Origin of the sequence: Pseudomonas azotoformans (genome assembly GCF_001579805.1) — a bacterium.
Taxonomy (GTDB): domain Bacteria; phylum Pseudomonadota; class Gammaproteobacteria; order Pseudomonadales; family Pseudomonadaceae; genus Aquipseudomonas; species Aquipseudomonas azotoformans_A.
Map to the genome: position 1 here is coordinate 2,053,874 of NZ_CP014546.1, position 23,421 is coordinate 2,077,294.

Consider the following 23,421-nt stretch of genomic DNA (forward strand, 5'->3'; position numbering starts at 1 on the left):
TTGCGCGTACTGGTAATCAAGACCTCATCCCTGGGCGATGTGATTCATGCCTTACCGGCCCTGACCGACGCGGCGCGGGCGATTCCCGGCATCCGATTCGACTGGGTGGTGGAAGAAGGCTTCGCCGAGATTCCCACCTGGCACCCGGCGGTCGATAAGGTGATCCCGGTGGCGATCCGCCGCTGGCGCAAAAATATCTGGCAGACCCTCAAGAGTGGTGAATGGCGGCGCTTCAAGCAGCAAGTCCAGTCGACCAAATATGACCTGGTGATCGATGCCCAGGGCCTGCTGAAAAGCGCCTGGCTGACCCGCTACGTGCGTGCGCCCATCGCGGGTTTCGACAAGCATTCCGCGCGCGAGCCGATGGCTGCACGTTTCTATTCCCGTCGCCTCGCCGTGGCGCGTGGGCAGCACGCGGTGGAGCGGCTGCGTCAGCTGTTCGCCGTGGCCCTCGGTTATGACTTGCCCAAAGGCTTGGGCGACTACGGTCTGAGCACTGAAAAGCTCCTGGGCCTGCCGCCGAAAAAGCCGTTTGTACTGCTGCTGCACGGCACCACCTGGGACACCAAACACTGGCCCGAAGCCTACTGGCGTGAGCTGGCCGAGCGCATGGGGCGTCTGGGCGTCGACGTGAAATTGCCTTGGGGCAACGCTGCCGAAAAAGCCCGCGCCGAACGCTTGGCCCAAGGCCTGCAAAACGCCGAAGTGCTGCCCAAATTGAACCTGGCCGGCGTCGCCCGCGTACTGGCCGGCGCCCGCGCCTGCGTAGCGGTGGACACGGGCCTTGGTCACCTGGCCGCCGCGCTGGATGTGCCGACCATTTCCCTGTTCGGCCCGACCAACCCAGGCCTCACCGGCGCCTATGGCAAGGGCCAGATTCACCTGGCCAGCGACTTCCCTTGCGCGCCGTGCCTGCAAAAGCAATGTACCTATCAACCGACGGCCGACGACCTGCGTCGGTTCGACATCAAGCGCGAGTCGCCGCTGTGCTTCACGCGCCTGAACCCTGAGCGTGTGGCAAGCCGACTGAGCACGTTGTTATTGGCTGAGGAGCTGCACTGATGCAACTGGCTTTTGTGCTGTACAAATATTTCCCCTTCGGTGGCCTGCAGCGCGACTTCATGCGCATCGCCCTGGAGTGCCAGCAGCGCGGCCATCAGATTCGTGTCTACACGCTGATCTGGGAAGGCGACATCCCGCCCGGCTTTGAGGTGCTGGTGGCGCCGGTCAAGGCGTTCTTCAACCACCGGCGCAATGAGAAACTCAGCGCCTGGATGGCCGCCGACCTGGCCAAGCGCCCGGTGGACCGTCTGATTGGCTTCAATAAAATGCCTGGCCTGGATGTGTATTACGCCGCCGACGGCTGCTTTGAAGACAAGGCGCAAAACCTGCGCCACTCGCTGTACCGCTATTTTGGCCGCTACAAGCACTTTGCCGAGTACGAGCGCGCGGTGTTCGCCAAGGACGCCAAGACCGAAGTCTTGATGATTTCCGAAGTGCAGCAGCCGCTGTTCATCAAGCATTACGACACACCGCTGGAACGCTTCCACCTGCTGCCGCCGGGCATTGCCCAGGACCGCCGCGCGCCGCCGAATGCGGCTGAAATCCGTGAAGGGTTCCGTAAGGAGTTCAACCTGGGCGCCGACGATTTGCTGCTGGTGCAGATCGGCTCGGGCTTCAAGACCAAGGGCGTTGACCGCAGCCTCAAAGCCGTTGCCGCGTTGCCGTCTGAGCTGAAAAAACGTACGCGCCTGTTTGTCATCGGCCAGGACGACCCCAAAGTATTCCAACTGCAAAGCGCTACGTTGGGGCTGGGGGACAATGTGCAGTTCCTCAAGGGCCGCAGCGATATCCCGCGTTTCCTGCTGGGTGCTGACCTGTTGATCCATCCGGCGTACAACGAAAACACCGGCACGGTATTGCTTGAAGCCCTGGTGGCCGGGCTTCCGGTGCTGGTCTCGGCCGTATGTGGTTATGCCCACTACATCGCTGAAGCCGACAGCGGCCTGGTGCTGGATGAGCCGTTCGAACAAGCGCAGCTCAACCAGTACCTGGCGAATATGCTCACTGACACTGCACAGCGCGCGGCCTGGAGCCGCAATGGTTTGGCCTTCGCTGAGACGGCCGACCTTTACAGCATGCCGCAGCACGCTGCGGATGTGATCCTGGCGGAGCCAAAACGATGAAGTTGATTCTTGCCGAACCGTTCAAGACGTTATGGGCCGGGCTTGATGCCTTTGCCGAAGTCGAGAAGCTGCAAGGCGAAGTATTCCGCGAGCTGGCGGCGCGTCGCACGCTGCGTACCGTGGTGGAAGGCCGTCCGTACTTTGTGAAAATCCACCGTGGCATTGGCTGGGGCGAGATCTTCAAGAACCTGATCACCGCCAAGCTGCCGGTGCTGGGTGCGGGCCTTGAGTGGGCGGCGATTCATCGCTTGCAGGAACTCGGCGTGCCCACCATGACCGGCGTCGCCTTCGGTGAAAAAGGCAGCAACCCGGCCGACCAGCACTCGTTCATCATCACAGAAGAGCTGGCGCCAACCCTCAGCCTGGAAGATGTGACGATCAATTGGGTGGCCGAGCCTCCGCCGCCTGCGTTGCGTCATGCGCTCACCCATGAACTGGCACGCATGGTCGGCGACATGCACCGTGGCGGTGTGAACCACCGCGATTGCTACCTGTGCCACTTCCTGCTGGACACGGCCAAGCCCATCGATGCGAAGAACATCAAGCTGTCGGTGATCGACCTGCACCGTGCCCAACTGCGCGCGCACTTGCCGTTGCGTTGGCGCGACAAGGACCTCTCCGCGCTGTACTACTCGGCGCTGGAAATTGGCCTGACCCGTCGCGACAAGCTGCGTTTCCTCAAGGGTTACTTCCGCCAGCCGCTGCGCCAGATCCTGGCCGAGCAATCGGCGTCGTTGAACCTGATGCAGCGCAAGGCCGACAAGCTGTATGCGCGCAAGCTACGTTACGGGGATGCGATCTGATGGCGGGTTGGAACCTGGAACCGGCCTACGCGAACCTGGCGGATGATTTTGGCAGTCTTGAAGCGGTATTCGCCCTGCAAGGCGAGCGCCTGACCCGTGACCCATTGTCGGAAGTGATCCGCGTAGAGCGTGGCGGGGTCAATTACTACGTCAAGCGCTACACCGGCGCCGGCAAGGGCCTGCGGCGTTACCTGGGCAAGCCTCGGGTCAAGTCCGAGTGGCAGAACCTCAAGCGCTTCGCCAAGTGGGGCATTCCCACTGCCGACGTGGTTGCCTGGGGCCTGGAGCGCAAAGGCCTGGCCTACGACCGTGGGGCGATGATCACCCGCGAGCTGCCGAGGACAGAAGACCTTTCGGTGCTCGCCGAGCGCAACGATGCGCGCCTGCGTGACCCCAAGTGGGTCAACGCGGTGAGCCGCCAGCTCGCCGAGTACACGCGCACCATGCACGATCATCGCTTTACCCATAATGATTTGAAGTGGCGCAACCTGCTGATCGATGACCAGGCCACCCTGTACCTGATCGATTGCCCCAATGGCGACTTCTGGCGCGGGTTCTGGCTCAAGTACCGCATCACCAAAGACCTGGCCTGCCTGGACAAGGTGGCCAAGTATCATCTGTCCGCCACCCAGCGCCTGCGTTTCTACATGCAGTACCGTCAGCGTCGGCACTTGAGTGCATCGGATAAAGAGCGGATTCGCCACGTGGTGAAGTTTTTCGAGGGACGCGAATGAGTGATTTCCTGGCGGCTGAAGACCGTGCGCTGCTGGCGCGCCACGGCCTGGCGACGTTCGACGCCTTGTGGGCCAAACAGCTGGACGCGGTGGATGAACCCAATACCAGCCGTGGTGGCTGGAGCAGCGTGTTCCGCCTCGAACTCGACGGCCAGGGTTATTACCTCAAGCGCCAGAGCAATTACCTGACGCGCAGCTTGCACCGTCCCTTTGGCGAACCGAGTTTTTCCCGCGAATTCCGCAATATCAGCCGTTACCGCAAGCTCGGCATTCCGGCCTTGCAAGCGGCGTTCTACGGCGAGCGTAAAGTCAACGGCGAACATCGCGCCATGTTGCTGACTCGCGCCCTGGACGGCTGGAATGACCTGGATTCGCTGCTGGAGCAATGGCCTTCATTGAGCGATGCCCAGCACCACGCGATCTTGCTGGCCTGCGGTCAACTGGCGCGTCGGCTGCACAGCGTCGGCCAGGTGCATGGCTGTTTTTATCCCAAGCATATTTTCCTGCAGGCTACCGGCGACGGTTACGCCGCGCAGTTGATCGACCTGGAGAAAACCCGCCCGCTGCTGTTCGGCTGGCGTGATCGTGTCAAGGATCTGGAGCCGTTGTTGCGTCGCGCACCCCAATGGTCTGATGCGCAGGTGCGCCAACTGTTGGCGGCGTATCTGGCACTGCCTGCGGACAGTTCGTTGGTCGACACCTGGTTCCAGCGCCTGAGCGCCCGCCGTAGCCACAAGGAAAACCGTTGATGCGTTTGTCCGAGCTGAAAACCGCCGGCCGTTCCCCCGACTTGCCCCTGACCCTTGAACTGGCCGATGCGGCGGGCCCCGGCCAGTTGCAATTGCTGAGCCTGTTGCGCGTGCTGCCGGGCGAGCGCTACGTAGGCGCTGCCGTGTGGCGTGGGCGCCCCGTGCTGGCCAAGTTGCTGGTCGGCAGTAAGGCGGCGCGGCATTTTCAGCGTGAGCTTACGGGTGTGCGCCTGCTTGCCGAGCAAGGGCTGACCACGCCGTTGTTGCTGGCCGATGGTTTGCAGGAAGGCGAGGGTGGCTGGTTGCTGTTTGAATTTATTGAAGGCGCCGAAAGCCTGGCTGACGCCTGGCATGCCGTCGAAGGTCTGCCGCCGCTGGCCGACGAGCAAACCGCGGTACTCGCCGAAGCGCTGGGCGCGATTGCGCAGATGCACACCCAGGGCCTGTGGCAGGAAGACCTGCACCTGGACAACCTGCTGCGCCAAGACGGCAAGCTGTACCTGATCGATGGCGCCGGGATTCGCGTGGAAGAGGCGGGCAAACCGCTGTCGCGCAACCGCGTACTGGAAAACCTCGGCGTGTTTTTCGCTCAGTTGCCGAAGAACCTTGAGCCGTTTACCGAAGAGCTGTTGGTGTATTACCTGCTCGGCAACGGCGAACACGCCTTGCCGCTGGAAGCCCTGGAAAAACAGGTGCGCAAAGTCAGCGCCTGGCGCCTGAAGGACTTTCTCAACAAGGTCGGCCGCGAATGCACGCTGTTCAGCGTGCTGCGTGGGCCGTTTGCCCTGCGTGCCATCCGCCGCGAGGAAGAAGCTGCGATGCTGCCGGTGCTGGAACAGGCCGATGCGCTGCTCGACCAGGGCCATCTGTTCAAGACCGGTGGTGCCGCCACGGTGGCCAAGGCAGAAGTGGCCGGTCGTGCGTTGGTGATCAAACGCTACAACATCAAGGGTTTCGCCCATTGGCTCAAGCGCTTCTGGCGCCCGAGCCGCGCCTGGCATTCCTGGCGCGAAGGCAATCGCCTGACCTTTCTTGGCATCGCCACGCCCAAGCCGCTGGCCGTGCTGGAAAAGCGTTTTTTCTGGCTGCGCAGCCGTGCCTACCTGGTGACCGAACTCATCACGGGGCCGGACATCATCGAGCGCTTTGCGCCCTACGTTGAAAAAGGCAATGCGCCGGAAGATGAGCTGCTGGCCCTGGATCACCTGTTTGCCGAACTGATCCGCGAGCGCATCAGCCATGGTGATTTCAAAGGCCACAACCTGTTCTGGGACAAGGACCGCTGGTCGTTGATCGACCTGGACGCCATGCGCCAACACAGCTCCGCCGCGAGCTTCGCCCCGGCGTTTGCCAAGGACCGCGCGCGGTTTATGCGCAACTGGCCTGAAAGCAGCGCGTTGTATCAACTGATCGATCAGCGCCTGCCTAAACAGATCGCCTGATCCGTTTAGGCCTCAGTTTGCCGGCGCTATTGCGCGTTGACCAGCGTGGTACGGGTTTTGTATTTGCCCTGGATAAAGTCCTGGCTGGCGAAGAAATACCCATAGTCCTGCAGGTACATGACCGTGCCGGTTGCCTGGTAGTTATCGCCAGCAGCCGTGCAATTGAGCTCTTTCGCGTTGCCACTCAGTGCCGAATTGACTTTGCTGGCCGGCAGTTCGCGTGCGACGACGCAGGTCGAATCACGGGAGAGCAGGCGGTCCTCTTCGGCGGTGTTGCGATTGCGCTCTTTCACCTTGAAGCCCAGCGTTGTGCCGACCGGCATGTGCTTCCAGTCGCCGGTGAAACTGAGTTGTTCAAGGTGGCTTGCGGCCGAGACGTTCAACCCGCGCAATTCAAATCCGCCTTGGAATGTCAGGCTGAACAATCCACGGAACGTCGTGATGTGGGCGGTCGAGAACTTAGTCACGCGGCGGGCTTTAAGTTGGTTTTCTGCAGCGCCGGGCTCAATGAATACGTCGGTTTGCAGGCTGGAGGAGCCCAGGTCGCGCTTCTCCACAAGGTGATGGAGTGACTGAGGGGCAGCGGGCATGCCCAGGGCAGAGATGGCCGCCGTTACCGTTGCGGGAACGGGCGGTGGTGTCAGGGTTTCCTGGACCTTGTCGCGTGCAACGGCGACCGGCAACTGCGCAACGGTTGACGAACATGCAGCTTTGAGCAGGGGCTGGCTTTCCGCCTCGGCGCTGCTGAAGGGCTGGTCAATGGGGACGGCGACGACGTTGCCGAAGGTGACCTTGTTGTTTTGGGTGAGGCTGAAAGCCGCCAGGGTGCGATAAGTCTGGCGATTGCAGTTGACCTCTAAATGGATACGCGTCTGGGCGTAGGGCATTTTCTTGAGTTTGTTGATCAGGATGAGCGGCTCATCGTAGGCGCCCCAGAACTCCACTTTCTCGCCCACGGTCTTGAGGCTGGCGCGGTCGATGAGCAACTGGCGTTGAGTCTCTGTCGTGCTGACGAGACGCCAATCCGGGCGCGGCGTGCGGGCGCAAGCGTCGGTAAAGCTGGTGTTCTGTTGCAGTTCGCCAATCACTGCTGGCACCAGGTCGCGCATGACCGTGATGCGAGTAGGCTGGCCCTCGCGCCCTGGGGTGCCGGGGGCTTCTAGATACAGCAGGCTCCCGCTCGGAGTGGTGCAGGATGCCTGGATCTGCGCGATATCCGGCACGGAGGTGTTGTTGGTCAGGGTGACGTGAACCTGGTAACTGAGGTCGTCGCCATCGCGCATGATCGAGTCGGCCAATAGCGGCTTCTTGAGCATGTCTTTATACGGGGCGTCGGCCTTGTCGCCGCTCTTCAGCCCTTGCGCGCCGCAACCACTGAGCAGGCCTAGGGCGACGATAACCGCGATGTGTTTCATGAGCGTTCCTTGCAGAGATGAGAGGTGATCAGGGCCTTTCGACCCGCCGCATCGCGTTTTGTGCGGGGCGCGCTGATCAGAATTGATACTCCGCCCCTGCACCCGCATACCAGGAGCGCCCCGGCGCGGCCTCGTAATAGCGGTTGTTGCCATCGCCGACGATCACCGAGCCGACGTACTGGCGGTCGAGCAGGTTATCCAGGCGCAGGGTCTGGTGGAAGGTCCAGTGTTCGACTTTCTGCTCAAAGCGCGCGCGCCAGTTGAACACGCTATAGGCCGGTGCGGCGTGTTGGCTGTTGGTGTCTTCGACGTAGACCTTGCTGCGGTACAGGCCTTCGATGGCGGTGCTGACCCAGTCTCGGGGTTTCCAGTTCAGCTCGGCGAACAGCGTGGTTTGCGGTACGCCGGGCAGGTAGTTGCCCTTGTCGACGGCAGTGTTGCCGCCGCTGACGAAGTCACTGTCATAGGTGGCTTGCAGGCGGGTGTAGGCGAGGTTGGTGCTCCAGTGTTCGCTGAGCTGGCTTTCGATGCCCAGTTCGAAGCCGCGGCGCAGGGTGCGGCCGGCGTTTTGATAAGTCGTACGGCCGCCGCTGGATTGCTGCACCACCAATTCGTCTTCGGTCGTGATCTGGAAGACGGCGGCGTTGATGCGCGTGTCCTGGCCGACGCGTGCTTTCAGGCCAACCTCATATTGCGTACTGACCGAAGGCTTGAGCGCAAAATTGAAACCGTTTGAACTGCTGGAATAAGCCGATTCAGCTTGCGTCGGGGTTTCAAAGCCTTTGCCTGCGCTGACGTAGCCGTGCAAGTCAGGCGTGAACGCGTACATGACGCTGACTGACGGTGTGTTCTTCTGGTAAGTCTTGCTGCCGCTGTCGTTGCCGTCGCTGAGGAAGTGGTCGTCGACCTTCATTTCCATGGTGCTGTGGCGTAGCCCTGCTTGCAGCGTCCAGTCACCCAGTAACCAGTTGGCTTGCACGAATGGGTCAAGGCTGGTGGCGGTGTCGATTTCGTCGCGGCCAAGTGCGCCTTTCACGCCGTGAACGCCATTGACGGTGTTGGAATAGCCTTGGCGATCATCCTGGCTGCGGTCGTAGTCGAGCCCGGCGATCAGGGTCAGGTCGCCCGGGACGCTGGTGATGGGTTGCAACCAGTGGACGGAACCGCCGTAGAACTTGCGGTCGAACGCCACCACGCCGCCGCGTGCATTGGCGGGGTTGGTCACGCCACTGGCGAACTTGTCAGGGATCGACAGATACTGAATCACACTCCGCCGCCCCGTATAGGCATTCACCTGCAACGTCGCATCGCCGATGTATCGCTCGTAATTCAGGCCCAATTGCTGATGATCGATGCTTTTGCGCGTGTTGTAGGTCAGCGCATTGGCACTCACCGAGCGTGGATCGGCCTTGTACGCCGCCCAGGTCTGCCCCAGCGGATCCTGCGTGCCGTTCTGTTCCAGGCTGCTGTAGATCAGCGCGAGTTTGCTGTCGTCATCCGGTTGGAAGTTGAGCTTGGCGAAGGTCTGGTCGCGGCGCGCGCTGCTGTGGTCGCGGTAGCCGTTGGTGTCCATGCGTGAGGCGTCGAGCACAAAGCCTGCGCCATTTGTCGCGCCCTCGGCGGTCAGGTGGTTCTTGTTCAAGCCGTCGCTGCCCACCAGGGTCTCGGCGCCGATGCGTGGCGGGCCTTCGCCGTCGCGGGAGAACATCTGGATCACGCCGCCGGCGTTGCTGCCATACAGGGTGGCCGCCGGGCCGCGCAGGACTTCGATGCGCTCGGCGGTGTCGAGGTTGAACGTGGCGGCCTGGCCCTGGCCGTCTGGCGTGCTGGCAGGGATACCGTCGGCGATCAACTTGAGACCGCGTACGCCGAAGGCCGAGCGGGCGCCGAAGCCGCGGGAAGAAATCTGTAGGTCCTGGGCGTAGTTCTGGCGGTTCTGCACCACCAGGCCGGGCACGCGAGACAGGACCTCGGAGGCATTGATGCCCAGTTGGCCGTCGCTGATCTGCTCACGGCTGACGCCGTCGACCGAGTAGGGCAGGTCGAAGGTCGGGCTGGCGCTGCGGGAGCCGGTGACCACGCTGGGGTCCAGGATCAGCGGTGCGTCGTCAGCCCGCGCGGCATCACTCAAGGCGAGCAAACCGGGCAGCAACAAGGTGAAGCGGGCGAGGGTTTTCATGGGTCAGCCAGAATCCGTGGCGCGTTGTATAGGAGGTAAACGCGCAAAGGGACGCGAGTTTAGTGACTTGGGCGAGATTTATCATTTAGGAATCGTCTTACGCTGCACATCGGAGGTGCCACCCTGGGACATCAGCCTTTGCGATGTTAGCGTGGCAGGCCTTGGTAACGACAATGGCCGATGGGTCAAAAGGAGGGGGTCATGAGGATTGGGTCGAAAGTCGTGTGGCTTGTGCTGTGCTGTCTGCTCACCGGTTGCGGAACCGTCACCACGGTCTTCCGTCCCGATGCGGTCGCCAGCCAGAACCTCAAGGACTCGCGTAGCCACTGCGAGAACGTGCCACGTATCTACAGCGGGGTGATCTACAACTTTTGCACGCTCAATGGCGAGCCGGCCCCCGACAAGAGCCTGACAAGCAATAGCCTGAAAGACCATAGCGGTGCCGCGCTACCTTTCGTTGCCGTCGATTTCATTGCCTCCGGCGTGGTCGATACGCTGGTGTTGCCCTACACCCTTTACCGCCAGAGCAAAGACGGCAGCATCGAGATCTTCCGCTGATCCTTCTTGCCACTCGCCGCTAACAGCTCCCCCCTGCTTTTAAGCTATAATCCCGCCCTTTAGCTGTTTCCTGCCCAGGCGGGAAGCACACTTTTTCGCGGCGTAACCCGCCTGCATGCAGACTAAAAGAGGCTAGACCCCTGTGGCATTGACGATTCTTGGCCTGTCCGGCGCCCTTAGCCATGATCCTTCCGCAGCCTTGTATATCGACGGCAAGCTGATCGCGGCCGCCGAAGAAGAGCGCTTCGTACGCGACAAACATGCAAAGAACCGCATGCCCTACGAGTCGGCGAAGTTCTGCCTGGAACAGGCCGGCATCAAGCCTTCCGACGTTGACGTGGTGGCGATTCCGTTCGCCCCGATCAGCCTGTTCGGTGAGGCGCGCTGGCACTACGCCAAGCGTTACTGGTACGCCCCGGACCGCGCCCTCGACGCGATCCTGATGGGCAACCGTCGCTACAAACGCTATCGCAACAAGATCGTCTGGTGCCTGGAGCAACTGGGCTTCGATCCGAAGAAAATCAAGATCGAACCGGTTGAACACCACCTGGCCCACGCGTCCAGCGCCTACCACTGCTCCGGCTTCCAGGAGAAAACTGCGATCCTCGGCATCGACGGTAAAGGTGAGTACGCCACCACGTTCTTCGGCTACGGCGAGAACGGCAAGATCCACAAGATCAAGGAATTCTACGACCCGGACTCCCTCGGCGGCCTGTACGGCGCAATTACCGAGTTCCTCGGTTTCGAGATGCTCGACGGCGAGTTCAAGGTCATGGGCATGGCGCCGTACGGCGATGCCAGCAAATACGACTTCTCGCGCCTGGCCTCTTTTGAAAACGGCGAGCTGGTGATCAACACCGACTACGCCAACGTCATCGGCCTGCGCCGCTATAAAGAGAAAGGCAAAGGGTTCTACTTCTCGCCAAAACTGATCGAGTGGCTGGGTCCGAAGCGCGAAGGCGATATCGCCGACGAGCCGTACATCCACTACGCCGCCAGCATGCAAGCGCTGTTCGAGAAGCTGGCCCTGCAGATGATCGACCACTACCTGGGCGACATCCTGAAAGACACCGGCAAGCTGGCCTTCGCTGGCGGCTGCGCGTTGAACGTCAAGCTGAACCAGAAGATCATTGCCCGTGACGACGTCAAGGAGCTGTTCGTACAGCCGGCGTCCGGCGATGCCGGTACGGCGGTCGGTGCGGCGGCTTATGTGTCCCACGCCCGTGGTGTGCCGGTGGAGAAGATGGAACACGTCTACCTCGGCCCGTCCTACAGCAACGAAGAGGTGATTGCGGCGTGCGCCAAGCACGAGAGCAAGCCCGTATGGCGCAAGATCGACAACATGCCCCAGCGCATCGCCAAGATCATGGTCGACGGCAACCCGGTGGCCTGGTTCCAGGGCCGCATGGAGTTTGGCCCGCGTGCCCTCGGCGGTCGTTCGATCATCGGTTGCCCAAGCGCCACCGGCGTGGCTGATCGCATCAACCACCAGATCAAGTTCCGCGAGCGCTGGAGGCCTTTCTGCCCGTCGATGCTCGACACCGTCGCCCCGCAGATGATCAAGGTCGATCACCCGGCGCCGTTCATGACCTTCACCTTTGAAGTGGCTGAAGAGTGGAAGACCCGCGTGCCGGAGGTGGTCCATGAAGATGGCACGTCCCGCGCCCAGGTGCTCAAGCGCGAATACAACCCGCGTTACTACGACATGATGAAAGAGCTGGAAGTGCTCACCGGTAACGGTGTGTCGCTGAACACCTCGCTCAACCGTCGTGGCGAAGCGATGATCTGCTCGCCCAAAGACGCGCTGGACATGTTCTTCGGCTCTGACCTGCAATACCTGATCATGGAAGACATCCTGGTCGTCAAAGACGGCGTGGACCCTTATGACACGGTCGGCTGAACGCCACGTCCTGCAGTTCTGCCACGGCTATGACGGGCCGTTCCTGGACTGCGCGCGGCAATACGCCAGCCTGTTCGCAGGCTCCGGCTACAAGGTGACCACGGTGTTTCTCACCGGGGTTGCCGACCCTGAAGTGGCGGCGGGTTGCGCCAGTGATGAGGTGCTGTTCATGGAGTTCAGCTCGAAGGCCATTCGTGGCCTCAAGCTGGGCGCCATCGCCGAGATGCGTAAGATTGCCGCCTCGCGCAATTTCAGTTTCTGCATCGCGCACCGCGCCAAGCCGATCTACGTGGCGTTGCTCGCCACGCGGTTGCAGGTGATCGGTGTGCACCATGCTTTCGGTGATTATCAGCGCCGTGGCCGCCGCCTGTTCGCGTCGATCTTCCGCAAGCGCCTGAGCCTGCTGGGGGTTTCCGACGCCGTGCGCGATGACATCCGCCGCTGCCTGCCGAGTTGGCCGGCGGCGCGTATCCAGACCTTGTACAACCGCATCGATGTGCAAGCCCTGCAAGCCCAGCAGGTTTCCAGGGATGACGCGCGGGATGCCCTGGGGTTGTCGCCGGATGAATGGGTGGTCGGCAATGTCGGCCGCCTGCACCCGGACAAGGACCAGGCCACCCTGCTCAAGGGTTTTGCCTTGGCATTGGCGCAATTGCCGGTTGAAAGCCGCCTGGCGATCCTCGGCACCGGGCGCCTGGAGCAGGGCCTGAAGGAGCTGGCCCGCGAGTTGGGGATTGCCGACAAGGTGCTGTTCCTCGGCCAGGTGCCGGAGGCGCGCCGCTATTTCCGCGCGTTTGATGTGTTTGCGCTGAGCTCCGATCACGAACCCTTCGGTATGGTGCTGCTGGAAGCCATGGCCGCTGGCGTACCACTGTTGGCCACCGCGTGTGGTGGTGCACGGGAAGTGGTCGAAGGTGTTGGCATCCTGTTTCCGTTCGGTGACGCCGAGCACCTGGCCCAAGGGCTGTGCCATCTGGCCGCGATGGACCCACACCAGCAACACCAGTGCGCAGAGCTGATGCTGGAGCGCCTGCACGCACGATTCTCGGATCAGGCGGTGCGCGACACTTTCTGGCAATTGCCCCATGTCATTGAACTGACCGCGAGGGCTTGATGCTCAATCGATTCCAAGGCTGGCGCGAGCGCGGCTGGTGCGTCGTCGAGGCACCGACCTACCACGAGGCCTGGCAGCGTTTTGGCGGTAGCGTCGCGACCCATCCGCAAGTGATCGAGCGTCTGGCTGGGCTGGCGCAGATTCCTGTGCGATACCTGGCCTGGGAGCAGGCGGGTGAACTCAAGGCGTGCATTGCCACCTGGGGGCGCGACCTGGCGCTGTCCAAGGACGTGCTCAAGCGCAGTGGCAAGAAAGGCCTGTTCGACCTGGGCAATGCCGAGGTGATCCTGCCGGCCGCCGCCGATGCGCAGGCGCCTTTGCGCCAGCGTGCACGCTACCTGTCGACGTTGAACGAAGGCCGCTTCAGCGGCCTCAAGCCCCAGGCCGAGCAGTTGGCCATGGCGCGCACTCCGGAAGAGCTGTCGAAGAAATTTCGCTACAACCAGCGCCGCGAACTGCGTTTGCTGGAAGAGGCGGGCGGCGTGGTACGGCCTGTCAGCGAGTTTTCCAGCGCAGAGCTGGCGGCCATCTATTGTGACCTGTTCCTGCGCCGCTGGGGCTTCACAGCCACTGGCGCCGAGCGCTTGGCTGAAGTGATCGAGCTGATGCGCGAGTGGTTGATCGGCTCGGTGATTTTTCTGAATGACGCGCCTATCGCGATTCAGTTGGTGTATCGGGTCGAATCGCCGGAGTGGATCAGTGTCGAGTACGTCAACGGCGGGGTCGATCCTGAAACCCGTGCCTTCAGCCCCGGTAGCGTGTTGAGCTTTCTTAATACCCAGAGTGCCTGGGAGCAGGCACGCGAAGTCGGCAAGCCGTTGCGCTTCTCCTTTGGCCGGGCCGACCGCGAGTACAAGGACCGTTGGTGCAACCCCGTGCAGGTATTCAGCGTATGACCCGTAAGCAGCAACTGCTCAAGCGCCATCGGCGCAACAAGCGCACGGCGCTGATGGTTGGCTTATTGCTGCTGGTGGTGATCGGCATCCTGGTGGCCTGGTGGTTGCCATTGCTGTTGGCCGTGCTGGCCTGGATCGCCCATGAGGCCTGGTTTGCCGACCATCTGTTCTATGCGCCTAACGAGGATTACCAATACCGTTTTGCAGCGGACGCCGAGGTGCCGGGCGTGCGCCTGGAACATGGGCGCTTGCTACTGGACCAGCCGGTGGACGCGGACGCAACGCGGGTGCTGGCGATCAAGATCAAAAGCACGTGGCTGGGACGCTTCCTTGACCCGAGCATTGAACTGGCGGGCGACCGGCAAACCTTTGAGCGCGGCGTCAACGGCGTGCGTTACCTGAACCTCAGTGGTTTGGCGCTGAACGAGTTGCCGTTGCGCGGTCGGCATTGCCGAGTGATCGGCACGCCGCGCCTGTGGGCCTGGAACCACCCGGATTACCGCACGCAGCGCGTGATGGTGATCGCGCCCCATGCCGACGATGCCGAATTGGCGGCGTTCGGCCTGTACAGCCAGGCTGAAAAGCCTTGGATCGTCACCCTGACGGCGGGCGAAATCGAAGCCGAGCATTACCAGCAGATGGGCCTGGACGCGGTCGAAGCCGCGCGCATCAAGGGTCGCCTGCGCGCCTGGGACAGTATCGCCGTGCCGCTCTGGGCGGGTGTGCCGCAAGCCCATTGCGTGCAATTGGGTTACTTCTGCCTGCAATTGCAGGCGATGCAAGCCGCTCCGGATCTGCCGTTTGCTTCCCGTGAAGCCGAGATGACAGACGTTCGGCCGTTCCGCCAATTCAATCCGTTTAAATTGCCGGCGGACAGCGATGGCTTGCCGACCTGGAACAACCTGTTGGCCGACCTGCGCCAAGTGTTGTTGATGGCGCGTCCAGAGGTGATTGTGCTGCCGCATCCGGTATTGGACCCGCATCCAGACCATATCTGCGCGCAGCACGCGGTTCTGGAAGCCTTGCAAGGTCTTGAGTGGCAGCCGACGACAGTACTCGGCTACGCCAACCACTTGCACGACAACGACCGCTGGCCCATGGGCGACGCGGGCACCGGCATTGCGTTGCCGCCGCTGTTCGACGCGACCGAAGAGCTGCTGCCCTGCAGCCTGCCTCTGACGCTGACACAGCAGCGTGACAAGGCCATGGCGCTGGGCATGATGCATGACTTGCAACCGTCACCGCCCTTCAAGCGTCGCGTACGGCGTTGGCTGCAGCGAGTGTTGGCGGGCCGTGCGCAGTCGCCGTATGGTGAGAACGAATTTTTCCGCAAGGCCGTACGACGGCATGAGCTGTTCTGGCGTTTGGGAAAGGATAAGTCATGAAAGTCTTGTTTTTGGTGCAGAAAGAGCAGCGCGCCATCCTCGATCGCTTGTACGAAGGCGTGGCCGAGCACTGCGAATGCGATATCCGTTGGTTGAGCAGCGATGAGCAGCGCAACCTGCGCGGTTACTTCCGGCGTGAGGTCGACGTGACCCGCTACGACCGCATTGTGTTCTTCCTGCGCTTCAAGCAGGAAATCCGCCAGGCCGGGTTTATCCGTACGATCCCGAACCTGGTGATCCTCGAACACGACGCCTACCAGAACTACATTCCTTGCAAATACACCGGTAAATTCAGCGCTCATTACCGACGATTGCCTTGGGCGCGGGTGATCAGCTCCGGCTACATGGTGACCGAACGGCTGCGCGCCGAGGGCTTTGACGCAGTGTTCGTGCCCAAGGGCTATGATCAGGCGCTGTTGCAGCCGCAGGAGCGTGAGCGGGATATCGAGTTGGCGTTTGTCGGCAGTACCAACAGCGTCGCCTACAGTGGTCGCAAGGCGCTGCTCGATGAACTGGCACAGGTTGAGCCGTTGGTGGTCACACGCACCAAATCCGGTGAAGAATATTGCGCCACGCTCAACCGGATCCGCTTTTTCGTCAGCGCCGATGTGGGCATGGGCGAGTACATGATCAAGAATTTCGAAGCCATGGCCTGTGGATGCGTGCTGCTGGCATTCGATCAGGGCGCCGAGGAAAACGCGGCCCTGGGGTTCGAAGAGATGGTCAATGTGGTGTTCTACAAGGACATCCCACAGTTGCAGGAAAAGCTGGCCGTGTTACGGTCCAATCCGCAGTTGGCGGCCGATATTGCGCGCAAGGGCCAGGACCTGGCCGTCAGCCAGTTCAGCTTTGCCAGGATCGGCCAGCGGATTGCCGAAGCCCTCGAGCCGCCGCTGCGGCCCCGTGCACCATTGAGTGTGCTGGAAAGGTTGCGCCTGAAGCTGGGCGTTTGATATCGGCCAGGTGGTCGCAAATGATGGCTATATGATATTGTCGAGGCCTTGAATGCAATTCTCTGATCAAAGCGACATAACGCTCGTAGTGACCAGTTGTGGTCGCTTCGATTTGTTAAAGCGCGCGCTCGAGAGCTTCGATCTGTTTAATACGGCTGATATACGTGAGGTCTTCATTACCGAAGACTCTGGCGATGAAGCCGTACGCCATGCGGTTCCTGAGCACTGGCGCAGCCATTGCACTTTCTTGATCAACCGCCCGAAGCTTGGGCAGTTGGCATCTATCGACTTGGCCTACGAGTCGGTCAAGACTCCCTACATATTCCATTGCGAAGATGACTGGGCGTTTTATCGACCAGGCTTCATCGAAGATTCCAAGGCGGTATTGGAGCAGCGACCCGATATTTTGCAGGTGTGGTTGCGCAACTACGTATACGACTTGCAGGTACACAGCCCTTACATCCATTTAGGGCCGCGTGAGGTGATCGGCGGGGTGCCATGTTATCCCCTGCTGTCCGACAAGCCAGAGTGGCAGGGCTTTTCGTTGAACCCGGGGTTGCGACGCGTCAAGGAGTACAGGTTGTGCGCGCCTTACGCCGGGTTCGAGGGTGAGAAGGGGCTATCGAAGCGTTATGCACAGCTGAACCTGGCAGCCGTGACGCTGGAGGGCGATGCGGTTCTGCATACCGGTTTTGGTTTGCATGTGGCGACGGCAGAGGAGCGTTTGACCAAGGTGCGTCGTAAGCGGCGAGAGCGGGTCAAGCTGGCAGTCATGCTGGTACTGGGTGTCGGTATCGGCTGGTTGATCCATTAAGAACAGACGACAAGCCACAACAACGCCGCAAAAGGTCATTTTTTCGATGAGTATCATCAACATCATGTGGGCCGGTGGTTCTGCATTCGCTTCGGTGCAGAAGGTTCATCAACAGATACTTTCCCACGCCATTTGCCGTGCACCGATCAATACCTGGCTGCTTCAAGGTCATTCGCAAGAGGATGAGCGGGCATTGGAGTGGCACCTCTCTTCTGCCCGGCTCAAGGGCCGGCACTTGTGGAAGTTGCTGATGCCCTGGATGCGTGCGCGCTTCCAGAAAGCGTTGCCTGACGATGTAGAGATTGTGCTGATTGATGGGGTTGGCGTGGCTCGGGTGATGTTGCCGGTGCTCAAGCGTTTGCCGCACGTACGCGCCGTCGTGGTGTTTCATGGTGTCACACGCATGCGCCGGGCGGACGAGAAGCTGTTTGAACAGTTTCCGGCTACACAGCTGACCCTGGTGGCCGTTTCGCAAACCCTGGCTCACTCGATCGAGCGTTTCCTGCAGCGGCCGGTAACCGTGCTGCGCAGCGCGTTCGATCCCGTGGCTTTTCGTGCTGCCGCGCTTTCTCGGGAGCAGGCGCGCACTCGTCTTGGCCTTCCGTTGGACGGCTCGCCCGTACTGGGTGCAGTAGGCCGGTTGGTCGACGGCAAAGGGTTCAGCTGTTTGCTGGAGGCGTTTGCCGGTGTGTCGGTGCATCAGCCGGATGCGCGGCTGGTGATAATCGGTGAGGGGGCGGCGAGGGATACTCTGGAGGCGCGTATCGAGCAGCTCGGCTTGCAGGGCAAGGTTTCGCTGCCGGGTCATTTACCGGACGCGGCGACGCTGTACCGGGCCTTTGACTGGGTCGCCATTCCGTCGACGCAAGAGGGCTTGGGGTTGATCCTGCAAGAGGCCGTGATGGCCGGTGTGCCCGTATTGACCAGCGAATTGGCCGTGTTCCGCGAGCAACTGGCGGACGCCGGCTGGTACGCCCCTTCAGATAATGCACAGGCCTGGGGCCGCTTGATGGAGCACGCCTTCGCGACTTCGGCCCAGGACGTGCTCGACGCTCAGTCCCGGGCCCTGGCGCCGGAGCAAGCCTGGAAGGACTTCAGTGAAACCTCCCAGCGCCTGTTTTCATGCCGCTAAGAGCGCTTGCTCCAGTGCTTGCATTGGAAAGCGTTCGTTCAGCTTCTCGCGTGCAATATAGCGTGCGAAATGTTGCAAGTTGCGCCGCGCGAGCTCCGCGTTCAGCGGCGCGCGCAAAAAACGCATGTCCGCCACATCGATCAGGCCCATTTCGTTATCAGGTGTAACAACGATATTGCCCAAATGCAGGGAGCGGAAGTAGATTCCCGCACCATGCAAACGGCGGATAAGTGCCACCAGCGGGTCGAGGTTCGATTGCCAGTCAAAGCCTTCCTTGTTGGAGATCTGGCGCAGCGTTTCACCCGGCAACGGGCGATACAGCACGGCGGTCATGCCGGGCGCGGCCAGCTGGAAGAACGCAAGCACGGTCAAGGTGGGGATGCCACGTTGTTGCAACTGCGCCACGTTGTCGATGAAGCGCTTGGAGTAGGGGCGAAACAGCGCCGATGAAAACAGGCGCTTGCGGCGAAACAGTTTGAGGATATTCCCGTCAGCCAGCAGGTAGACCTTAGGGCCATAGCTGTCCTTTTCGAGGATGCGGGCACCTTCAATCATCGCGTTTAAATCGGCTTGGGGAAGCCTTGAACATTGCATCGTCGGAAAGCCTTGTAGGAGTCGCGGGCACAGTGATCGGTAATAATGCCGAAAGTTTTGGGTTTTAACCATGCCGCGTTGGCGGAGTGGACGTATTCAGGAGCGGGTGATGCAAGCAAGTCGTTGGGCGCAGGTATGGATGATTTTCGGGTTGCTGTGGTTTTTGCTGGCGATTGCCTTTGCGCCGACCAACAAGATTTATCAACAAGGCTTGACCCTGTTTCTCTGGTTGCCCGCCATGGTGTTTGCCTGGTCGGCCCGTGAGCGCTTGAAGGAAGTCTGGCGCAAGCAGCGTTGGATGTGCCTGATGGTGGCGGCGTTGGCCGTCTGGGGTGCCATCAGCCTGTTATGGACTAATGCCGAAGATCCCTCGCGCGAGGTCAAGCGCCTGCTGTACATCGGCGTATTCCTGCTGTTTTTCCCGGTGTTTGCCTGTGGGCAGACCGAGCGAATCATCCGTGTGATGCAGTGGGGCGGTTTTGGATTGGCCTTGTCGTCACTGGTTGCGATCATCAAGTTCTACGGCGTTGAGCACAATGCCTGGTTTGCGCGCCTCGAGGGCTTGGGTCAGTTGTCCCACCCGATTCTGGGAGCTTATGTGATTGGTCTTGCTGCCGTCTGGCTGTTGCATTGGCTGCCACGTGGCCGCTGGATGCAGGTTGCATGGGTCGTGTCCATCGCATTGCTTGGGCTCTTCGTCGTGCTGAGCCAGAGCCGGGGGGCTGCACTGGCCTTGCTGCTGACCGTCGTGGCAATGCCGGCCTGGTGTCGTGATCGTCGTACGGCAGTGATCGCCATTGGCGCCGTCATCGCGGCGCTGGCGGTGTTCTTCGCCATGCAATCGTTGATGCTTGCTCGCGGCGTTTCTTATCGACCACAGATCTTCATGTCTGCCATGCAGATGATTGCCGAGCGCCCGTGGACCGGCCTGGGGTTGGGAGGGGACTATAAAGTCCTGGCTGAGGGCGTGTATTTCGATCATGCCCACAACCTGTTCTCCCACGTTGCTATCGAACTCGGTCTGCCCGGCCTGCTGCTGTGGTGCGGCCTGTGGTTCGGCGTGCTGTGGCAAGCCTGGAAAGCCCGCGACACGCTCTACGGCAAGGGTGTCATCGGTATGTGGGTGTTCTCGTCCCTGGCCATGCAGTTCGATGCTGCCAGCCTGACGGGCACTCCGCGGGCCGAGTGGTTTATCTCATGGCTGCCGATTGCGCTGGCGACTGCCTTGGTCTGGGCTCGGGCCAACCCCGACGCATGTGATAAAGTTCGCGTCCTACCCAATCAGTGAGCTCGACACATGAGTGACGCACCGCCCAAAGCGGACCAGGAATCCAGCCTGAAAATCTATTTCAGGCTGCTGGGCTATGTGAAACCGTACATCGGCATGTTCATGCTGAGTATCGTGGGCTTCGTGATCTTTGCTTCCACCCAGCCGATGCTGGCCGGGATCCTCAAGTACTTCGTGGATGGCTTGAGCAATCCCGACGTGGTGTTCCTGCCCAAGATCCCGTTGTTCAAGGACCTGAAGCTGTTGATGGCCGTGCCGCTGCTGATCATCCTGATCGCCGCGTGGCAAGGCCTCGGCTCGTTCCTGGGCAACTACTACCTGGCCAAGGTCTCCCTGGGCCTGGTGCATGACCTGCGGGTCCAGTTGTTCAACAAGCTGCTGGTATTGCCCAACCGTTATTTCGACACGCACAACTCCGGCCACCTGATTTCGCGCATCACCTTCAACGTGACCATGGTCACTGGCGCCGCCACGGATGCGATCAAGGTGGTGATCCGTGAGGGTCTGACGGTGGTGTTCCTGTTCGGCTACCTGCTGTGGATGAACTGGAAGCTGACCTTGGTCATGCTGGCGATCCTGCCGTTGATCGCAATCATGGTGGGCAGTACCAGCAAGAAATTCCGCAAGCAGAGCAAGAAAATCCAGGTGGCGATGGGCGACGTCACCCACGTGGCCTCGGAGACTATCCAGGGTTACCGCGTGGTGCGCAGCTTCGGTGGCGAAAGCTACGAAGAACGCCGTTTTGCCGCGGCCAGCCAAGGCAACACCGACAAGCAACTGCGCATGAACAAGACCGGCGCGGTCTACACGCCGATGCTGCAACTGGTGATCTACACCGCCATGGCGGCACTGATGTTCCTGGTGCTGCTGCTGCGCGGCGATGCCACGGCGGGTGACCTGGTGGCCTACATCACCGCAGCGGGCCTGTTGCCCAAGCCGATCCGCCAACTGTCGGAAGTCAGCTCGACCATCCAGAAAGGCGTCGCCGGTGCCGAAAGCATCTTCGAGCAGTTGGATGAAGAGCCTGAAGTCGACAGCGGCACCGTGGAGCGTGACCGCGTCAGCGGTCGCCTGGACGTGCGCAACCTGAGCTTCACCTATCCAGGTGCCGAGCGTGAAGTGCTGAAGAACATCAGCTTCACCGCAGAGCCTGGGCAGATGATCGCCCTGGTCGGCCGCTCGGGCAGTGGCAAGTCCACACTGGCCAGCCTGATCCCGCGTTTCTACCACCACGAAACCGGCAAAATCCTGCTGGACGAGGTGGAAATCGAAGACTACCGCCTGCGCAACCTGCGCCGGCATGTGGCCCAGGTGACCCAGCACGTCACGTTGTTCAACGACACGGTGGCCAACAACATCGCCTACGGCGACCTGGCGGATGCGCCGCGTGAAGACATCGAGAAAGCTGCCACCGATGCCTATGCCATGGACTTCATCGCCGAGCTGCCCAAAGGCCTGGACACTGAAGTCGGCGAAAACGGCGTGCTGCTCTCCGGCGGTCAGCGCCAGCGCTTGGCTATCGCCCGGGCACTGCTGAAAAATGCTCCGCTGCTGATCCTGGATGAGGCGACTTCGGCGCTGGATACCGAGTCCGAGCGGCATATCCAGGCCGCGCTGGACAAGGTCATGAAGGGCCGTACCACCCTGGTGATCGCACACCGACTGTCCACCATCGAGAAAGCCGACATGATTCTGGTGATGGACCACGGTGAAATTGTCGAGCGTGGTACGCACGTGGAACTGCTGGCCATGGGCGGCTATTACTCGCGCCTGCACGCCATGGGCCTGGATGAGCCGGTAACGGCCAACATCACCTGATGTGCCGGGGCGCGCAATGCGCCCCGGTGTTTGTATCAAGTCCCTTACAGGCTTGACCAAAGCCAAATAATTCACTGCCTATCGTTTGTTATGTTGGCCTTCTCGATTCGATTGACGAACGAGAGGGCTAACCTTCTTGCGTGGGTAATGGAATGTTGCAACGTCTGTTCTGGAAATTGCTTCCCAAATCCCAGCGGGTTTTTCTGCTGGGGCGTTTATCGGTGGTGGACCGCCAAGCGGTGAACAAATCCCTGTCTGGGGTGGCCACGCTTGCGCCGGCTTTCAAACGTCACAACTGCGTATTTATCCATGTGCCCAAGTGCGCTGGCAGCAGCGTCTGCTCGGCACTCCTCGACGGGCGTTGGCCGGGGCATCTGCCGTATTACTGGTATCAGCAGCAGTTCCCCGAGCATTGCGAGCGCAGTTTCAAATTTGCCTTCGTGCGGGACCCGTTGGAGCGCGCCTACTCGGCCTACACCTACTTGCGCAGCAACCATATGGGCAGCCGTGATCTGCACGCCCAGGCATTGGTATGCAGCTACCGCGACTTCGATCATTTCGTCGGCAACTGGCTGCACCCGGAGAACCTGCGCCGCCAACTGCATTTCGCCCCTCAGACCGATTTTCTGGTCGATCACATGGGCCAGATGGCCATGGACTTTCTTGGGCGCCAGGAGTCCCTGGAGAATGACTTCCAGCAGGTATGCGAACGCCTCGGCGTGAGCACATCCCTGCCACATTTGAATGTTTCACTGAGGCGGCGCAGCGAATCGGTCAAGGACTTTTGTACCCAGCGTACGCGCCGCTTGGTCCGGCGTGCCTATCAACGTGATTACGAGGTCTTGGGGTATGAATAGTCAGTCGCTCTCCAGTGGTTCTGCTTCTATCCGACCCTTTGCCTTATCGTTGTCGGTCGCCGCACGGGCAGCACTCAAGCACCAGCAGCCTTGCTGCCTTTGGCTGACGGGGTTGTCCGGGTCCGGTAAGTCGACCTTGGCCAACGCTCTGGAAGTGCAACTCAACGAGCAGGGCCGGCATACCTTCGTGCTCGATGGCGATAACTTGCGCACGGGATTATGCAATGACCTGGGCATGAGTGATGCGGCGCGCAAGGAAAATATCCGGCGCATCGGCGAGGTAGCGCGGCTGATGGTGGACGCGGGTCTGATCGTGATCGTTTCGGCGATTTCCCCGTTCAGCGCTGATCGGGCAACCGCCAAGGCACTGTTCGGGCCGGGGCAGTTTTTCGAGGTCTACATCAGTACGCCGTTCGAGGTGTGCGCACGGCGTGATCCCAAGGGGTTGTACCGTGCGGCACTGGAAGGCCGGATCAAAGCCTTCACCGGGCTGGACAGCCCCTATGAAGCGCCGATCAAGGCTGACTGCGAAATCAATACCGATGAAGTCGAACTGGCCGACGCGGTGGATCACATTTTGGCGGTACTGTTCAAAAAATGATCA

The 23,421-nt window shown here is 60.9% G+C and carries 21 protein-coding genes; 18 read left to right on the forward strand and 3 right to left on the reverse strand.

The features are described 5' to 3' along the window. From waaC to AYR47_RS09530, 6 genes are read left to right on the forward strand one after another with little or no spacing between them, the layout of a single operon-like run. On the forward strand, nt 1-1,062 hold the full coding sequence (gene waaC, locus AYR47_RS09505) for a lipopolysaccharide heptosyltransferase I (protein WP_038844400.1): 1,062 nt from the start codon (nt 1-3) through the stop codon (nt 1,060-1,062). Beyond that, nucleotides 1,062-2,186 carry a glycosyltransferase family 4 protein gene (locus tag AYR47_RS09510; RefSeq protein ID WP_033897812.1) on the forward strand — a complete coding sequence of 375 codons (1,125 nt, stop codon included), beginning with the start codon at nt 1,062-1,064 and terminating at the stop codon, nt 2,184-2,186. The genes waaC and AYR47_RS09510 overlap by 1 nt, the downstream gene beginning before the upstream one ends. Next, nucleotides 2,183-2,989: a lipopolysaccharide core heptose(I) kinase RfaP gene (rfaP, locus tag AYR47_RS09515; RefSeq protein ID WP_061435043.1), complete on the forward strand. Its 807-nt coding sequence runs from the start codon at nt 2,183-2,185 to the stop codon at nt 2,987-2,989. The genes AYR47_RS09510 and rfaP overlap by 4 nt, the downstream gene beginning before the upstream one ends. Next, nucleotides 2,989-3,723 carry a lipopolysaccharide kinase InaA family protein gene (locus AYR47_RS09520; protein ID WP_033897814.1) on the forward strand — a complete coding sequence of 245 codons (735 nt, stop codon included), beginning with the start codon at nt 2,989-2,991 and terminating at the stop codon, nt 3,721-3,723. Before rfaP ends, AYR47_RS09520 begins: the two co-directional genes overlap by 1 nt. Then, nucleotides 3,720-4,472: a lipopolysaccharide kinase InaA family protein gene (locus AYR47_RS09525; protein WP_061435045.1), complete on the forward strand. Its 753-nt coding sequence runs from the start codon at nt 3,720-3,722 to the stop codon at nt 4,470-4,472. The genes AYR47_RS09520 and AYR47_RS09525 overlap by 4 nt, the downstream gene beginning before the upstream one ends. Beyond that, nucleotides 4,472-5,914 carry a lipopolysaccharide kinase InaA family protein gene (locus AYR47_RS09530; RefSeq protein ID WP_061435048.1) on the forward strand — a complete coding sequence of 481 codons (1,443 nt, stop codon included), beginning with the start codon at nt 4,472-4,474 and terminating at the stop codon, nt 5,912-5,914. Before AYR47_RS09525 ends, AYR47_RS09530 begins: the two co-directional genes overlap by 1 nt. 26 nt (nt 5,915-5,940) lie before the next feature. Here AYR47_RS09530 and AYR47_RS09535 read toward each other — a convergent pair whose 3' ends face one another. Next, nucleotides 5,941-7,329 (reverse strand): surface-adhesin E family protein, encoded by a 1,389-nt coding sequence (locus AYR47_RS09535; protein WP_061435050.1) that lies wholly within the window; start codon nt 7,327-7,329, stop codon nt 5,941-5,943. Between the two features lie 76 nt (nt 7,330-7,405). Beyond that, nucleotides 7,406-9,508 carry a TonB-dependent receptor family protein gene (locus AYR47_RS09540; RefSeq protein WP_061435052.1) on the reverse strand — a complete coding sequence of 701 codons (2,103 nt, stop codon included), beginning with the start codon at nt 9,506-9,508 and terminating at the stop codon, nt 7,406-7,408. Between the two features lie 201 nt (nt 9,509-9,709). On the opposite strand from AYR47_RS09540, the gene AYR47_RS09545 reads away from it, so the two are divergent. The 8 genes from AYR47_RS09545 (at nt 9,710) to AYR47_RS09580 (ending at nt 18,260) form a co-directional block, all read left to right on the forward strand. After that, nucleotides 9,710-10,066, forward strand: a complete 357-nt coding sequence (locus AYR47_RS09545) for a YceK/YidQ family lipoprotein (RefSeq protein WP_061435054.1) — start codon at nt 9,710-9,712, stop codon at nt 10,064-10,066. A 142-nt stretch (nt 10,067-10,208) separates the two neighbouring features. Continuing rightward, the gene (locus AYR47_RS09550; RefSeq protein ID WP_033897821.1) at nt 10,209-11,966 is read left to right on the forward strand and encodes a carbamoyltransferase family protein; all 1,758 of its coding nucleotides are present in this window, start codon (nt 10,209-10,211) and stop codon (nt 11,964-11,966) included. Continuing rightward, a complete protein-coding gene (locus AYR47_RS09555; protein WP_061435055.1) occupies nt 11,950-13,080 on the forward strand; it encodes a glycosyltransferase in 1,131 nt (376 codons plus the stop codon). The genes AYR47_RS09550 and AYR47_RS09555 overlap by 17 nt, the downstream gene beginning before the upstream one ends. Continuing rightward, complete coding sequence (locus AYR47_RS09560) at nt 13,080-13,976, forward strand: antimicrobial resistance protein Mig-14 (protein WP_033897824.1); 897 nt, start codon at nt 13,080-13,082, stop codon at nt 13,974-13,976. The genes AYR47_RS09555 and AYR47_RS09560 overlap by 1 nt, the downstream gene beginning before the upstream one ends. Further along, on the forward strand, nt 13,973-15,361 hold the full coding sequence (locus AYR47_RS09565) for a PIG-L deacetylase family protein (protein WP_061435056.1): 1,389 nt from the start codon (nt 13,973-13,975) through the stop codon (nt 15,359-15,361). The genes AYR47_RS09560 and AYR47_RS09565 overlap by 4 nt, the downstream gene beginning before the upstream one ends. Further along, nucleotides 15,358-16,314 carry a glycosyltransferase family protein gene (locus tag AYR47_RS09570; RefSeq protein ID WP_061435057.1) on the forward strand — a complete coding sequence of 319 codons (957 nt, stop codon included), beginning with the start codon at nt 15,358-15,360 and terminating at the stop codon, nt 16,312-16,314. Before AYR47_RS09565 ends, AYR47_RS09570 begins: the two co-directional genes overlap by 4 nt. Before the next feature lie 52 nt (nt 16,315-16,366). Continuing rightward, nucleotides 16,367-17,128, forward strand: a complete 762-nt coding sequence (locus tag AYR47_RS09575; RefSeq protein WP_061435058.1) for a hypothetical protein — start codon at nt 16,367-16,369, stop codon at nt 17,126-17,128. Between the two features lie 46 nt (nt 17,129-17,174). Next, the gene (locus AYR47_RS09580) at nt 17,175-18,260 is read left to right on the forward strand and encodes a glycosyltransferase (protein WP_061435060.1); all 1,086 of its coding nucleotides are present in this window, start codon (nt 17,175-17,177) and stop codon (nt 18,258-18,260) included. Here AYR47_RS09580 and AYR47_RS09585 read toward each other — a convergent pair. Further along, a complete protein-coding gene (locus AYR47_RS09585) occupies nt 18,249-18,854 on the reverse strand; it encodes a toluene tolerance protein (protein WP_033897832.1) in 606 nt (201 codons plus the stop codon). The genes AYR47_RS09580 and AYR47_RS09585 overlap by 12 nt on opposite strands. Before the next feature lie 109 nt (nt 18,855-18,963). Here AYR47_RS09585 and AYR47_RS09590 point away from each other — a divergent pair, with 109 nt between their 5' ends. The 4 genes from AYR47_RS09590 to cysC all read left to right on the forward strand — a co-directional run bounded on the left by AYR47_RS09590 (nt 18,964) and on the right by cysC (nt 23,418). Beyond that, nucleotides 18,964-20,142: an O-antigen ligase family protein gene (locus AYR47_RS09590; protein WP_061435062.1), complete on the forward strand. Its 1,179-nt coding sequence runs from the start codon at nt 18,964-18,966 to the stop codon at nt 20,140-20,142. Between the two features lie 9 nt (nt 20,143-20,151). Then, entirely contained in the window at nt 20,152-21,960 is a 1,809-nt protein-coding gene (gene msbA / locus AYR47_RS09595) for a lipid A export permease/ATP-binding protein MsbA (RefSeq protein ID WP_033897835.1), read from the forward strand. Between the two features lie 152 nt (nt 21,961-22,112). Then, nucleotides 22,113-22,817: a sulfotransferase family 2 domain-containing protein gene (locus tag AYR47_RS09600; protein ID WP_033897836.1), complete on the forward strand. Its 705-nt coding sequence runs from the start codon at nt 22,113-22,115 to the stop codon at nt 22,815-22,817. After that, a complete protein-coding gene (cysC, locus tag AYR47_RS09605) occupies nt 22,810-23,418 on the forward strand; it encodes an adenylyl-sulfate kinase (protein ID WP_033897838.1) in 609 nt (202 codons plus the stop codon). Before AYR47_RS09600 ends, cysC begins: the two co-directional genes overlap by 8 nt. The last annotated feature ends 3 nt before the right edge of the window (nt 23,419-23,421 follow it).